This window comes from Streptomyces verrucosisporus (genome assembly GCF_017114865.1).
In the GTDB taxonomy this organism is placed as follows: Bacteria; Actinomycetota; Actinomycetes; order Streptomycetales; family Streptomycetaceae; genus Streptomyces; species Streptomyces fenghuangensis.
The window spans coordinates 502993-516663 of the sequence record NZ_JADEYH010000001.1; the positions used below are offsets into that span (position 1 = coordinate 502993).

Here is a 13671-nt window from a genome sequence, read left to right on the forward strand (position 1 = left end):
GCCGTATACGCGGGGCCGCCCCGGCGGCCCCGCGCACCGAGGGCGCCCCCGGCCCGGCCGGACGGGCGCGCAATGGGGTACCTCCGGGACGTGAGGCCACGGGGGAGAACGGAGAAACACGAGAGTGACACAGCTGCCGGGCCTTCTCGACACGGACGCGATCCGCAAGGACTTCCCGCTGCTGGACCGCACGGTCCACGACGGGAAGAAGGTCGTGTACCTGGACAACGCGGCGACCTCCCAGAAGCCGAACCAGGTCCTCGACGCGCTGAACGACTACTACGCGCGGCACAACGCCAACGTCCACCGCGGCGTCCACGTGCTCGCCGAGGAGGCCACGGCGCTGTACGAGGGGGCGCGCGACAAGGTCGCCGCCTTCGTCAACGCCCCGAGCCGCGACGAGGTGATCTTCACCAAGAACGCCTCGGAGTCGCTCAACCTCGTGGCGAACATGCTCGGCTGGGCCGACGAGCCCTACCGCGTCGACGACCGGACCGAGATCGTCATCACGGAGATGGAGCACCACTCCAACATCGTGCCCTGGCAGCTGCTGGCGCAGCGCACGGGCGCGAAGCTGAAGTGGTTCGGCCTCACCGACGACGGCCGCCTGGACCTGTCGAACATCGACGAGATCATCACCGAGCGGACCAAGGTCGTCTCCTTCGTGCTGGTCTCCAACATTCTGGGCACGGTCAACCCGGTCGAGACGATCGTCCGGCGCGCCCAGGAGGTCGGCGCGCTGGTGGTGGTCGACGCCTCCCAGGCCGCCCCGCACATGACGGTGGACGTCCAGGCGCTGCAGGCCGACTTCGTGGCCTTCACCGGCCACAAGATGTGCGGGCCGACCGGCATCGGCGTGCTGTGGGGCCGCCAGGAGCTGCTGGAGGACCTGCCGCCGTTCCTCGGCGGCGGCGAGATGATCGAGACCGTCTCGATGCACTCCTCCACCTACGCCCCCGCGCCCCACAAGTTCGAGGCGGGCACCCCGCCGATCGCGCAGGCCGTCGGGCTGGGTGCCGCAGTGGACTACCTGAGCGCGATCGGCATGGACCGCATCGCGGCTCACGAGCACGCGATCACCGAGTACGCGGTGCGCAGGCTCCAGGAGATCCCCTCCCTGAGGATCATCGGCCCGTCCACGGCCGAGGACCGCGGCGCCGCGATCTCCTTCGCGCTCGGCGACATCCACCCCCACGACGTGGGCCAGGTGCTCGACGAGCAGGGCATCGCCGTCCGGGTCGGCCACCACTGCGCCAGGCCCGTCTGCCTCAGGTACGGAATTCCCGCGACCACCCGGGCGTCGTTCTATCTGTACTCCACTCCGGCGGAAGTCGACGCCCTGGTGGAGGGACTGGAACACGTACGGAACTTCTTCGGTTGATGTTCCGTGACCGACGACGGACGACCGCAGCGGCTGAAGGTGACTCGTGAAGCTTGACTCCATGTACCAGGACGTGATCCTGGACCACTACAAGCACCCGCACGGACGGGGGCTGCGCGAGGGCGACGCCGAGGTGCACCACGTCAACCCGACGTGCGGCGACGAGATCACCCTGCGGGTGAGGATGGACGGCTCCACCGTCGCGGACGTCAGCTACGAGGGGCAGGGCTGCTCCATCAGCCAGGCCAGCGCCTCGGTGCTGAACGACCTGCTGGTCGGCAAGGATCTGACCGAGGCGCGCCGGGTCCAGGAGACCTTCCTGGAGCTGATGCAGTCCAAGGGCCGGATCGAGCCGGACGACGAGATGGAGGAGGTCCTGGAGGACGCGGTCGCGTTCGCCGGGGTCTCCAAGTACCCGGCACGCGTGAAGTGTGCCCTGCTGAGCTGGATGGCATGGAAGGACGCCACCGCCCAGGCCCTGGGCGACGGGTCCGCCGAGCACGCCGAGAAGAAGGCCGGGCAGAAGGCCGAGGAGAGGACCGCATGAGCGAGACGCCGACCACGACGAAGCCGGCGAGCGAGGACGAGGTCCGCGAGGCGCTGTACGACGTGGTGGACCCCGAGCTGGGCATCGACGTCGTCAACCTGGGCCTGATCTACGGCATCCACATCGACGACGACAACACCGCCACACTGGACATGACGCTGACGTCCGCGGCCTGCCCGCTGACCGACGTGATCGAGGACCAGGCGAAGTCGGCGACCGACGGCATCGTCAACGAACTGCGCATCAACTGGGTCTGGATGCCGCCGTGGGGTCCGGACAAGATCACCGATGAGGGCCGCGAGCAGCTGCGCGCACTCGGCTTCAACGTCTGAGGCACCGAACGCCCGAGGCATCGGGCCGGACCCCGGCGCCCAGCGCCTTCCCCGCCGGCCGGGGCCCCTCCGTGGGCCCCGGCCGGCGGCGTGTGCGCGCCCGGCCGGAGGAGTGCGCAGGCGACGGGGCGGTCGGCGGCCCCTGCGCACCGCTGCGTAGCCTCGGCACATGGCGTATCTGATGCTGGCCTGCGCGATCCTGGCCGAGGTGCTGGCGACCACCTCGATGAAGTACAGCGACGGTTTCACCCGGCTGTGGCCCACCCTGGGCACCGCCGCCGGATACCTCGTCGCGTTCGCCCTGCTCGCGCAGACGCTCAAGACCATGTCGGTCGGCACCGCGTACGCGATCTGGTCGGGGGTCGGCACCGCCGCCATCGCCGTGATCGGCATGGTCTTCATCGGCGAAGCGGTCAACGCCGCCAGAATCACCGGGATCCTCCTGGTCGTCGCCGGAGTTGTGGTCCTCAACCTCGGCGGCGGCCACTGACGGCACCGCCGCGAAGCCGTCCGAAGCCGTCCCGAAGTCACCGTGAACCCCCTCGCCCCCGTCGGGCAACAACAGGTGACGGACCACCCACACGGCAGAGACGGGGGAACTTCATGGCCGATCCACCGGCGGACGACGCCGCCATCATCGACGACTCCAGAGAACGGCCCGAGGTCTTCGCGCGCCTTTACGACCGGCACGCCGCCGACATCCACCGCTATGTGGCGCGGCGGCTGGGCGACGGGATGGCGGACGACCTCACGGCGGAGACCTTCCTCATAGCCTTCGGGCAGCGTTCCCGCTACGACACCGACCGGCCCGGGGCCCGGCCCTGGCTGTACGGCATCGCAGCCAACCTCATCGGCAGGCACCGCCGCCAGGAGGTCCGCTCCCTGCGTGCCCTCGCCCGCACCGGGCGGGACCGGGTCGCCGACTCCTGGACGGACTGGGTGGACGGCGCCGACAGCCGGATGGCCGCCCAGGCCGCCTCCGGCCCCCTGGCCGCCGCGCTCGCCGGGCTCTCCGCCGCGGACCGGCACGTACTGCTCCTGGTGGCCTGGGCCGACCTGACCTACCAGGAGGTCGCCGACGCGCTGGACATCCCCGTCGGCACGGTCCGCTCACGACTCAACCGGGCCCGCCGCAAGGTGCGCACCGCGCTCGGCGGAGATCCGACTCTGGCCCGCGAGACAGCGGAGGTGTCCAGCCATGGATGAGATGACCCGGGTGCGCGACTTCCGCGCCGACGCCCCGACCCCCGACCGGGCTCGCCTCGCCCCCGGACGGCAGCGGCTGCTGGACGCGGCGGGACACCGGGCCCGTCCCCGGCGGCTGCGGGCCGACTGGAGGCTGGCCGTCGCCGGCGCGGCCGTCGCGGTCACCGCGGCGGCGCTCGCCGGAAGCCAGCTGGTGGGTGGAGGCGCCGACACCGCCGCGCCTCCGGCCGCCTCCTCGGTCCGGCCGCACGCGGACCTGGCGGACGCGGCCACCGTGCTGCGGCGCGCCGCCGACACCGTCGAGCAGCTTCCCGACCCCGAGCCCCGCGACGGCCAGTGGACCTACATCAAGACCCGGCAGGGGGCGGCGGAGAACGGGGGCTACCAGGAGCCCAGCACCCAGGAGAGCTGGTACCGCTACGACGACCCCGAGTTCGAGAACTGGAAGGAGGGCGACGACCACTCCCCGCGCGAGCGCTTCCGCTTCCTGGCCTCCCTGCCCGAGGACCCGGAGAAGGTGCTGGAGAGAATCCGCTGGTTCTACCCCTCCAACGGGGCCAGGCCCTCCGACGACGCGCCGGAGGCGCCCGACGACGCGCACCACTACCGGGCGGCCGGCGTGCTCATCAAGTCCTACCCGATGGCGCACCAGGGGCTGGCCAGGCTCTACCGGGCCCTGGCGACGGTCGACGGGGTGAAGGTGGTGGACCACCTGGTGGAGGACGCTGCCGGACGGGACGCCATCGCCCTGTACTTCGAGGACGGCGGGAAGGGACCGGCCGGATTCCCCGCGACCAGGGACCTGCTGCTGATCGACCCGACCACCTACACCTACCTCGGGACACGGTCGACTGTGGCCGAGGATTTCTCCGAGGAACTCCCGGACGGTACCGAGCACGGGATGAGGGAGGGGCAGGTCCTGTGGGACACCGCCATCCTGCGCACCGCCCTCGTCGACGCCGAGGGGCGGCGCCCCTGAGCAGACGCCCCTGAGCAGACGCCTTCGATCCGGCGCCCGCTGGACACGGCGCCGACCGGACACGGCGGCGCACGAGCGCTGCGGCAGCCCGCCCACGGGGTGGCGGGCTGCCGCAGTGCGCCGGAAACCGGGCCGCGGGAGGGCACGGACGGCGGGAGGAACGGCGCGCGGAGGAAGGCCGTACGCGTCCGGCCGGTGGGACCGGTTCGCGCTCGCGGAAGGTGTCCGGTTAGCGTTTGGCCATGACCGAAGCACCCGCATCCGCACCCCGTACGACCGGCGCGATCGCCGCCGGACTGGCCACCGTCGCGCTGGAGGGGGGAGCCGTCCTCGACACCTGGTTCCCCGCGCCCGAGCTGACCGAGGCACCCGGCCCCGCCGGCACCGAGCGGCTGAGCGCCGAGCGCGCCGCCGAGCTGCTGGGCGACGCCGCGCCGCAGGCCCTGGGCCCGGACCGGGTCCGCGGAGTGGAGGTCATCGCCGTCCGCACCGCCATCGCCTCGCTGGACGACAAGCCTCTGGACGCGCACGACGCCTATCTGCGGCTGCACCTGCTCAGCCACCGCCTGGTGAGGCCGCACGGCCAGAACCTGGACGGGATCTTCGGCCTGCTCGCCAACGTTGCCTGGACCAGCCTCGGCCCCGTCCCCGTCGAGAGGGTCGAGCAGGTCCGCCTCGCCGCCCGCGCCGAGGGCAGGCAGCTCACGGTCACCAGCGTCGACAAGTTCCCCCGCATGACCGACTACGTCATCCCCAAGGGCGTGCGCATCGGCGACGCCGACCGGGTGCGCCTGGGCGCTCACCTCGCCTCCGGCACCACCGTGATGCACGAGGGATTCGTCAACTTCAACGCCGGGACGCTGGGCACCTCCATGGTCGAGGGCCGCATCAGCGCGGGCGTGGTCGTCGAGGACGGCTCCGACATCGGCGGCGGCGCCTCGATCATGGGCACCCTCTCCGGCGGCGGCAAGCAGACCATCTCCATCGGCCGGCGCTGCCTGCTGGGCGCCGAGGCCGGAATCGGCATCTCGCTGGGCGACGACTGCATCGTCGAGGCGGGCCTCTACCTGACGGCCGGCACCCGCGTCACCCTGCCCGACGGCGAGGTCGTCAAGGCGCTGGAGATGTCCGGCGCGAACAACCTCCTGTTCCGCCGCAACTCCACCACCGGAGCCGTCGAGGCCCTCCAGCGCTCCGGCTCCTGGGGCGGTCTGAACGAGGCCCTGCACAGCCACAACTGACGCCGCACCGGGTACACCCCCGGTGCCGGGGACCGGCCGGGCCCGCCGCCCCCACCGGGTGGCGGGCCCGTTACGCTGTCCGGTCATGAGCGATCTCATGACCGGAGCGCGGTACCTGTGGCAGGGGCAGAAGTGGGTCCTGCGCAACGGACGGTGGTTCGGCTTCGGGCTGCTGCCCGCGCTCATCACCCTGGTGCTCTACGCGGCGGCTCTGATCGTCCTCGGCTTCTGGGCCGACGACCTGGCCGCCTGGGCCACGCCGTTCGCCGACGACTGGTCCTCGCCCTGGGCCGGGCTGCTGCGCGGCACCTTCACCGTGCTGCTGTTCGCCGGCGGCCTGCTGATGGCGGTGCTCACCTTCACCGCCGTCACCCTGCTGATCGGCGACCCCTTCTACGAGTCCCTGTCGGAGAAGGTCGAGGAGTCCGAGGGCGGCTGTCCCGAGGGCCCGGACGTCTCGCTGCTGCGCGGGCTGTGGATCTCCCTGCGCGACAGCCTCTACGTACTGGTACGGGCCCTGGCCTTCGGCGTGGTGCTGTTCCTGCTCGGCTTCGTGCCCGTCGCCGGCCAGACCGTCGTCCCCGTCCTCGGCCTCCTCGTCTCGGGGTTCTTCCTGACGCTGGAACTCACCTCGGTCGCCATGCAGCGCCGTGACATCCCCGTCCGCGAGCGGCTGCGGATGCTGCGCGGACGCAAGGCACTCGCGGTCGGCTTCGGGGCGCCGCTGGCACTGTGCTTCCTGGTGCCGCTGGTCGCGGTCCTGCTGATGCCGGGCGCGGTCGCGGGCGCCGCCCTCCTGGTACGTGATCTGACGGACGCGCCCGCGGACGGACAGCCGGCCGCGGGGGAGCCGCGGGGGCCTCACGGGCCGCAGGGGATGTGGGCCGAGCCGGGCCACCAAGGCGGACCCGCCGGTCCGGCCGGACCGGCCTGATCACGTCCGGGGCCGCCGGGCCGTATCACCGGGACAGCGCCGCCCTGAGGGCTTCGGCCAGCCGCGCGGTCAGCGCCTCGTCGGCCGGCAGCAGCGGTGGGCGCACCGGCCCGCCCGGCAGCCCCGCCGCGGCGAACAGCGCCTTGACCGACACCGCGCCGGGCACCTGGGACGTCATCGCGTCGACCAGCGGCACCAGGGCCTGGTGGCGCCGGGCGGCCCCGGCGTGGTCGCCGGCGTCGAAGGCGTCCAGGACGCCGCGCACCGCGGGCCCCGCCACGTTGGCGACCGTGCTCACACAGCCGTGGGCGCCGATCGCGCGCAGCGGCAGGGTCGTCTCGTCGCAGCCGGAGTAGTGGACCAGCCCGGTGGAGCCCAGCACCCTCGCCGTCTTCATCAGGTCGCGGCCGCAGTCCTCGACCGCGCGGATGCGCGGGTGCTCGGCGAGCCGCGTCAGCGTCTCCACCGTCAGCGCGGTGCCCGCCCCGGTGCGGTCGGGGACGTCGTGGAGCATCACCGGCAGGGCGGTGGCGTCGGCGACGGTGGCCAGATGGCGGGCGACGGCCTCCTGGGCGGGGTGGGAGCAGTACGGCGTGACGACCAGCAGGCCGTGGGCACCGGCCTCCTCGGCGGCCCGCGCCAGTTCCGCCGAGTGCCGGGTGTCGGCGGACCCGACCCCGGCGACGATCCGGGCCCGGTCGCCGACCTCGTCGGCCACGGCCCGTACCAGTGCTGTCTTCTCGTCGCCGGAGGTGGTCGGCGACTCGCCGGCGGTGCCGCTGAGCACCAGGGCGTCGCAGCCGGCCCGGTCCACCAGATGGGCGGCCAGCCGCCGGGCGCCGGGGAGGTCCAGCGCGCCGGAGGAGTCGAACGGGGTGATCATGGCGGCGGCGACGCGGCCGAAGGGGGAGTCGGGCATGGGGGCGAGTCTGGCCCACGCCGAAGCGGCCGGTCCAACCGGCCGTCCGACCGTTCCGGTCAGCGGTCGCCCCGGCCCGAGGCGCGTTCCCGGGGGAAGCCCCGGGTGTGCGGCACGAGGTCGGCGAGGGTGCCCGTCATGTCGACCGCCTCGCCGAAGTCGACGGTGAGGTGGCTGCTGTACTCGCCCTCCCTGGGCCGGGTGAACAGGTGGCACCGTGCGGTGTACGGATCGACGATCAGACGGGCGGGGACCCCGGCGGCGGCGTACGCCCCGCGCGGCGGAACGCGCCGGCCGTGCCGCCCGCCCGGAAAGCGGGCGGGCGGCACGGCCGGTCCCCACGGGGACGCCCCGCCTCAGGGACGGAAGCGGATCACCTGGGGGTCGTGGTCGCTCGCCTGGTCGGCGAACTCCGCGTTGACGTGCACGATGTCGTAGTCGAAGCGGCGGATGCCCGGGGAGACCAGGGTCTGGTCCAGCACCTGGGCGTTGCCGTCGTAGACGTAGGTGTAGCGCTCGTCCTCGGGCAGCGAGAGCACCGCGCTGCGCAGCGCGCCGCCCGCGGTCAGCTCGCGGGTGGTGGCGGAGAACTCGAAGTCGTTGATGTCGCCGAGGACGACGACGTTCGCCTTCCGCTGCACCGCCAGCACCTGCCGCACGAAGTGGTTGACCACCCTCGCCTGCGCGGTGCGCTGGACCTCGGAGGAGCGCTCGGGCGGCTGGACGGCCGCGTGCAGGGACTGGTCGCCGCCCTTGGAGGCGAAGTGGTTGGCGACCACGATGACGGTGCGGCCGCGGAAGCGGAACTCGCCGGCCAGCGGCTTGCGGCTGTCCTCCCAGGCCGTGTCGTTCGGCGCGACGCGGGCGGGGGAGTGGGTGAGTACGGCCCGGCCGCGCTCGCGCTCCACGCCGACCGCGGTGGTGGCGTCGCCGCCGGGGCGGTCGACGAAGGAGACCCGCCCGGGGTCGAAGAGGAAGACGTTGCGGATGTTGCCGCCGGGCTGGCCGCCATCGGCGTCGTCGACGGGATCGACGGTGCGCCACTCGTAGCGCGGACCGCCCGCGGCCGCGATGGCGTCGGTGAACTTCGCGAGCGTGGCGTCGGCGGAGACCACCTCGTCGTTCACCGGGCCGTTGTCGTCCTGGATCTCCTCCAGGGCGATGATGTCGGGGGAGGCGAGGTTCTCCACCACGCCCCGCGCCAGCCGGTCGAACTTCTCCTGGTCGTTGCCGGGGTGGAGGTTCTCAACGTTGTAGGTGGCCACGGCCAGTTCGCCGCGGCGCTGGGCGCGGGTGCGCTCGCGCTCCAGGCCGCGGTCCTCGACCTCGCCCAGCTCGCGGGCGGCCACCAGGTAGCCGCCGTACTGCTCGTAGTCCAGCGGGCCGGTGGTGGCGCCGGCCAGCACGTCGCCGGTGTTCGCGGTGGGGAAGGGCTCCTGGGCCGACGGGACGAGCGACTCGACCTTGAGCCGGCCGGAGTTCTGCTCGTCGTAGCCGCCGTAGACGGTGCCGCCGCGCGCCGAGGGGTTCTGCTCCGGCCTGACGGTCACCCACAGTTCGGCGTACCGGGTGCTGGGGCCGGCCACGCGGGCGTCGCGGATCTGTACGTTCATGCCCTCCAGGGACTCGTACAGGTCCAGTGCGTAGGTGCCGGGGCGCAGTCGAAGCCCCTCGATGCTCCCGTCCGCGGCCGGGTCGCCCTGGGGCGCGTACGCCTCGGGGACGGAGGCGGAGTCCAGGACCACCGGGGTGGGCAGCCGGTTGCCGGAGGAGACGACGGTCACCTGGGGGCGGGATATCTGGGTGAGGGTCTGGTTGCCCGAGGAGTTGCCGCCGGGGCGGTACTCGGTGACCGTGCCCGAGACGCTCACCAGGTCGCCGACGGCCACCTGGGGGACGGAGCCGGTGTAGACGAAGAGGCCCTCGCTGGTGGCCGGGTCCCCGTCGGGGGCGGTGTCCTGTATCCAGAAGCCGCGCGAGCCGTAGGTGCGCACGCCGGTGACGACGCCGGAGACCTGGGAGACCCGCTCGCCGGCCAGCGGGGAGAGGCGGGTGGTGCCCTGGACGTCGTGGATGCGGACCGTGTCGGCCGGCTCCGCCGCCGAGGCGGGGACGGCCAGCAGCGTCGAGGTCAGGGCTGCGACGGTGAGTGCGGCGGTACGGGCCGCCTGGGATCTGCTCAAGGGGTCCCTCCGGGACGGTGCTGTGGGAGCCGGACGTGCTGGACGCGCCGGGCGGGAAGCCGAAGTGCGGTGCCGGGAGGCCGGTGACGCCGCCCGTGGTTCGCACTGTTCGGTTTCTACGCGCGTAACGTGCCGCTCTGGTCAGGTGCTTGTCAAGCGGCTGCCGGTGTACGCGGGCGGAAGGGCCGGTGAACCCGACGGCGGGCACGGAAGCCGTCTACGCTGGGGCGGCGATCACAACGCCCGCCTCATCGAATCGAGGAGCGCCTCCCCCATGACCGGTGACGACCGTTCCACCGTGCCGCCCGTACGGCTGCCCGCCGAAGCCGAACTGGCACGGGACGCGCTGGCCTCGCCACTGCTGGCCCGGGCCGCCCGGCTCGCGCGCTGGGCCGGGGAGGGGGTCCGGGTCGGCGCCGGGGGCGAGCTGTCCGACGAGTCGCTGGAGCGGGCCGCCGCCCACCTCGGCCTCGGAGGGGAGGACGGGCTCGCGGACGCCGAGCGGGCCTGGGACACGGCCCTGGACACCGGCCTGCTGGAGATCCGCGAGGACGACGGGACGGACGGGGACGACGGGACCGGCGAGGACGGAGAAGCCGGGGACGGCACGGCGGCCCCGGGCGAGGAGCTGTCGATGCTCACCGGGGGCGCCCCCGCCGACGTACTGGACATCTGGCGCGACGGCCTGGAGGCGGCCCTCGCGGACGCCGCCGCCCCCGCCCTGGAGGATCTGCTCGGCGAACTGGACGCCGAGGGCGAGGACGGCCGGATCGACCCGGACTCCCTCGACCTCGACGCGCTCGACTGGGACCCGGAGGAGGAGGCCGACTTCCTCGACGGCGCCCTGGGCAACCTCTACGTCCTGACCGCGACCGACCCCGCCGTGACGGGCGGTGCGATGGTGCCGCTGCCGGTGCTCGCCGCCTCGATGGTCGCCCCGGAGGACATGGAGTACCCCACCGACTCCGTTCTGGAGGACGTCTCGACGGCGATGGTGAGGCTGGACGAGCAGTTCCGGATGCTGGAGCCGATCGGGATCGTCGACTACCGCCCCGTGGACGAGGCCCTGATCGAGGAAGCCGACGGCGGCGAGGCCGACGGGCTCGGCGCACCGGACGACTCCGGCGGCCCGGAGGAGGAGGACCTGACCCGCTACGGCATGGTCCGCCTGACCCCGCTCGGCCTGTACGGCGTGCGGCAGCGGCTGCTGGAGGCGGGCGTCCACGCCCCGGTCGTGGGCGATCTGGCGCGGGAGAGCGCCGAGGAGTTGCTGGCCGCCCTGCCCGGCCACGGGGAGGAGGCGGCCCGCCACGAGATCGAGCTGTGGCTCGCCCGGCGCGCCCCCCTGGAGGCCGCCCGCGAACTCCTCGCCGCCGCCCGGGGCGACGACCGGGAGGCGCCGCGCCGCCGCCTGGCCTGCCAGCAGGCCCTCTCGATCACCGGTGCGGAGGCCGAGCCGGCCCTGCGCGAGGTCCTCGACGACGGCCATCTGGGCGGACTGGCCAGGGTGTGGCTCTCCGAGCGCGGCTTCGCCGACGTGCCCGCGCCGTCGGAGGAGATGGTGTTCTGGCTGACCGTGGACACCCTGGCCGCCCAGCTGGCCACCGAGGAGGGCGGGGGCGACTCGGAGGAACTGCGCGAGCTTGTGCGGGGCCTGGTCGACCAGCACAGCGGTTTCTTCGACAAGGCGTGGCGCGTCGACCACCCGGCGACCGGGGAGGTGCTGGAGGCGATGAGCCGTGTGCACCCCGACCGCAAGGCGGCCAAGGACGCCCGCAAGGCGGCGTACAGGGCGCGGTCGCGCGGCTGAGCCGACCGGTTCGGCCCGTGTTCAACCCGCGTTCGCCCCAGGGCGGGATCGTGGTCGGCGCCGTGCCACCGCGCAGAGCCGACGGGAGAGACGATGCCGACCAGCAGCGAAGTCAGCCGCCCAGACCTCAGCAGACGGTCGGTCGTGGCCGGGGCCGGGATCGCCCTCACCGGCAGTGCGGGCATCCTGGCCGGCACCGCGGGTGCGTTCGGCGCCCCGGGCCGCGACGACGACCGTGATGCCCGCGACGGGCACCGCGGACGGCGGGAGGACGGCGCACCGCGGGGCTACGGTCCGCTGGTGCCCGATCCCGAAGGGGTGATCGCCCTGCCCGCGGGCTTCTCGTACCGCGTCCTCACGCACTGCGGCGTCACCCGGCTGGAGAGCGGCGAGTACACCCCCGCCAGGCACGACGGCACCGCCGCCTTCGACGGGCCCAGGGGCAGGACGCTGCTGGTCAACAACCACGAGCTGAAGGGCCCCCGGGGCGACTGGGAGCACCCGGTGCCGCTCGCCGAGGGGCTGGTCTACGATCCGGCCGCCGCGGGGGGCTGCACGGTCGTGGAGGTCTCGCACGACGGAGAGAAGCTCGCCGAGTGGGTGGGCATCGCCGGCACCTCCACCAACTGCGCGGGCGGGGTGACCCCCTGGGGCACCTGGCTGACCTGCGAGGAGAACTCCGACCGGGCCGGCGAGAGGGGCATGACCCGCGACCACGGCTACGTCTTCGAGGTCGATCCGCGCGACCGGCGCGCCAACCGAGACCCCAGGCCCCTCAGGGCCCTGGGCCGTTTCGACCACGAGGCCGTCGTCGTGGACCCGCGGCGCGGTCACATGTATCTGACGGAGGACGACTCCGACCCCAACGGCCTGCTCTACCGGTGGGTGCCGCCGCACGGCTTCCGGCACGGACGGGGGAGGCTGCGCTCACTGGCCGACGACGCGGGCGTCCTCCAGGCGTTCCGCTGCTTCGACTCCGGCGGCCGGTTCGTCGACGACCTCTCCCGCGCGGTGCGTCCCGGCACGGTCTACGGGGTCGACTGGGTGGACGTCCCCGACCGCGACGCCCGAGAGGTGCCCGTCCGCAGGCAGTTCGCCGGGGACGAGGTCACCCGCGCCCGCAAACTGGAGGGCATGTGGTGGGCCGACGGCGGCGCGTACGTGGTGGCCTCCTACGCCCGTGACGAGGACAGCCCCGGTGAGCCCCACGACGGCCAGGTGTGGTTCTACGACCCCCGGCGCCGCACCCTCACCCTCAGGCTGCGCTTCGGGGTCAACCGCGACCCGCACGAGCCCGGCGGCCTCGACGGTCCGGACAACATCACGGTCTCGCCGTACGGCGGGGTGATCATCGCCGAGGACGGCGAGGGGCTCCAGCACCTGATGGCCGCGGACGACCGCGGCAGGGCGTTCCCGATCGCACGCAACGAGGTGAACATCGGCACCGAGGAGGAGCCGGAGTACAGCGAGTTCGCCGGGGTCTGCTTCTCGGGGGACGGCCGGACGCTGTTCGCCGGGATCCAGGAGCCCGGCATCCTGCTGGCGATCACCGGCCCCTGGCGGCGCCACTGAGCCGCCGCCGCGCCGCGGCTCCCGCCGGGGGAGCGGACCGAAGGCCGTGACCGCGCGGAAGGGCCCGCGGGAGATCGTCTCCCGCGGGCCCTTCCGTGTCGGCGTCGTGCCGGTGTTGCGGCGGTGTCGCGCCGGCGGTTTCAGGCCGCGGTGGTCATCCCGTGCCGCTCGGCCGCCCGCCACAGGCTCCGCAGCCGGTCCAGCTCGGCGAGCTCCGCCCGGGACCAGGGGCGGTCTCCGTGGGCGCGGACGAAGGCGCGGAGCGCCTCGTTCGCCTGGGCGGGGGTCTGGGGCCCGGGAGCCGGGGGTCCTTGCTCGGGAGTGGTGGACATATGACCAGCGTAGAGGCTGGGTATGACAGCGGCAGGTCCCTGTGGTTTCCCTCCCGCCGCATAGTTCAAACCTCAATCGCTCCGCAAATGCCCGAAATGGTCGCTGACCTGCGAATATGGCCGCCGGTGCGGGGAGTTGGCCCCATCGGGACCGTCGGCGGATGCGACGGATATCACGTCCGCCGTCTCTCCCGTGGTGCGGTCGGTGCTCTGCGGCAAGTGTCTTCACGACTCC

General features: G+C 73.3%; 14 protein-coding genes. 10 read left to right on the forward strand and 4 right to left on the reverse strand.

What is annotated here, in order from left to right:
* Positions 1–124 precede the first annotated feature (124 nt).
* The 8 genes from IQ279_RS02280 (at position 125) to IQ279_RS02315 (ending at position 6620) form a co-directional block, all read left to right on the forward strand.
* Positions 125–1381 carry a cysteine desulfurase gene (locus IQ279_RS02280; RefSeq protein WP_206346528.1) on the forward strand — a complete coding sequence of 419 codons (1257 nt, stop codon included), beginning with the start codon at positions 125–127 and terminating at the stop codon, positions 1379–1381.
* Positions 1382–1427: 46 nt separating this feature from the next.
* Positions 1428–1928 carry a Fe-S cluster assembly sulfur transfer protein SufU gene (gene sufU / locus IQ279_RS02285; protein WP_206346529.1) on the forward strand — a complete coding sequence of 167 codons (501 nt, stop codon included), beginning with the start codon at positions 1428–1430 and terminating at the stop codon, positions 1926–1928.
* Entirely contained in the window at positions 1925–2260 is a 336-nt protein-coding gene (locus tag IQ279_RS02290) for a metal-sulfur cluster assembly factor (RefSeq protein ID WP_206346530.1), read from the forward strand. The genes sufU and IQ279_RS02290 overlap by 4 nt, the downstream gene beginning before the upstream one ends.
* A 169-nt stretch (positions 2261–2429) precedes the next feature.
* The gene (locus IQ279_RS02295) at positions 2430–2750 is read left to right on the forward strand and encodes a DMT family transporter (protein WP_206346531.1); all 321 of its coding nucleotides are present in this window, start codon (positions 2430–2432) and stop codon (positions 2748–2750) included.
* Positions 2751–2863: 113 nt separating this feature from the next.
* Entirely contained in the window at positions 2864–3466 is a 603-nt protein-coding gene (locus IQ279_RS02300) for an RNA polymerase sigma factor (RefSeq protein WP_206346532.1), read from the forward strand.
* Positions 3459–4445, forward strand: a complete 987-nt coding sequence (locus tag IQ279_RS02305; protein WP_206346533.1) for a CU044_5270 family protein — start codon at positions 3459–3461, stop codon at positions 4443–4445. The genes IQ279_RS02300 and IQ279_RS02305 overlap by 8 nt, the downstream gene beginning before the upstream one ends.
* A gap of 242 nt (positions 4446–4687) precedes the next feature.
* Positions 4688–5686 carry a 2,3,4,5-tetrahydropyridine-2,6-dicarboxylate N-succinyltransferase gene (dapD, locus tag IQ279_RS02310; RefSeq protein WP_206346534.1) on the forward strand — a complete coding sequence of 333 codons (999 nt, stop codon included), beginning with the start codon at positions 4688–4690 and terminating at the stop codon, positions 5684–5686.
* 85 nt (positions 5687–5771) lie between these two features.
* Complete coding sequence (locus IQ279_RS02315) at positions 5772–6620, forward strand: EI24 domain-containing protein (protein WP_206346535.1); 849 nt, start codon at positions 5772–5774, stop codon at positions 6618–6620.
* Positions 6621–6645: 25 nt separating this feature from the next.
* Here IQ279_RS02315 and dapA read toward each other — a convergent pair whose 3' ends face one another.
* From dapA to IQ279_RS02330, 3 genes are read right to left on the reverse strand one after another with little or no spacing between them, the layout of a single operon-like run.
* The gene (gene dapA / locus IQ279_RS02320; RefSeq protein WP_206346536.1) at positions 6646–7539 is read right to left on the reverse strand and encodes a 4-hydroxy-tetrahydrodipicolinate synthase; all 894 of its coding nucleotides are present in this window, start codon (positions 7537–7539) and stop codon (positions 6646–6648) included.
* Positions 7540–7598: 59 nt separating this feature from the next.
* Complete coding sequence (locus tag IQ279_RS02325; RefSeq protein ID WP_206346537.1) at positions 7599–7868, reverse strand: Uma2 family endonuclease; 270 nt, start codon at positions 7866–7868, stop codon at positions 7599–7601.
* 27 nt (positions 7869–7895) lie between these two features.
* A complete protein-coding gene (locus IQ279_RS02330; protein WP_206346538.1) occupies positions 7896–9722 on the reverse strand; it encodes a DUF8508 domain-containing protein in 1827 nt (608 codons plus the stop codon).
* Positions 9723–9996: 274 nt separating this feature from the next.
* On the opposite strand from IQ279_RS02330, the gene IQ279_RS02335 reads away from it, so the two are divergent.
* The gene (locus tag IQ279_RS02335) at positions 9997–11532 is read left to right on the forward strand and encodes a hypothetical protein (protein ID WP_206346539.1); all 1536 of its coding nucleotides are present in this window, start codon (positions 9997–9999) and stop codon (positions 11530–11532) included.
* Positions 11533–11625: 93 nt separating this feature from the next.
* Entirely contained in the window at positions 11626–13104 is a 1479-nt protein-coding gene (locus IQ279_RS02340) for an alkaline phosphatase PhoX (protein WP_206346540.1), read from the forward strand.
* Positions 13105–13244: 140 nt separating this feature from the next.
* Here IQ279_RS02340 and IQ279_RS02345 read toward each other — a convergent pair whose 3' ends face one another.
* Complete coding sequence (locus IQ279_RS02345) at positions 13245–13436, reverse strand: hypothetical protein (protein WP_206346541.1); 192 nt, start codon at positions 13434–13436, stop codon at positions 13245–13247.
* Between the last annotated feature and the right edge of the window lie 235 nt (positions 13437–13671).

Bases quoted from the DNA above. Each gene is read 5' to 3' on its own strand.
- IQ279_RS02290 (WP_206346530.1), top strand. From the start codon at position 1,925: ATGAGCGAGACGCCGACCACGACGAAGCCGGCGAGCGAGGACGAGGTC.
- IQ279_RS02295 (WP_206346531.1), top strand. From the start codon at position 2,430: ATGGCGTATCTGATGCTGGCCTGCGCGATCCTGGCCGAGGTGCTGGCG.
- IQ279_RS02300 (WP_206346532.1), top strand. From the start codon at position 2,864: ATGGCCGATCCACCGGCGGACGACGCCGCCATCATCGACGACTCCAGA.
- IQ279_RS02305 (WP_206346533.1), top strand. From the start codon at position 3,459: ATGGATGAGATGACCCGGGTGCGCGACTTCCGCGCCGACGCCCCGACC.
- dapD (WP_206346534.1), top strand. From the start codon at position 4,688: ATGACCGAAGCACCCGCATCCGCACCCCGTACGACCGGCGCGATCGCC.
- IQ279_RS02315 (WP_206346535.1), top strand. From the start codon at position 5,772: ATGAGCGATCTCATGACCGGAGCGCGGTACCTGTGGCAGGGGCAGAAG.
- dapA (WP_206346536.1), bottom strand. From the start codon at position 7,539: ATGCCCGACTCCCCCTTCGGCCGCGTCGCCGCCGCCATGATCACCCCG.
- IQ279_RS02335 (WP_206346539.1), top strand. From the start codon at position 9,997: ATGACCGGTGACGACCGTTCCACCGTGCCGCCCGTACGGCTGCCCGCC.
- IQ279_RS02340 (WP_206346540.1), top strand. From the start codon at position 11,626: ATGCCGACCAGCAGCGAAGTCAGCCGCCCAGACCTCAGCAGACGGTCG.
- IQ279_RS02345 (WP_206346541.1), bottom strand. From the start codon at position 13,436: ATGTCCACCACTCCCGAGCAAGGACCCCCGGCTCCCGGGCCCCAGACC.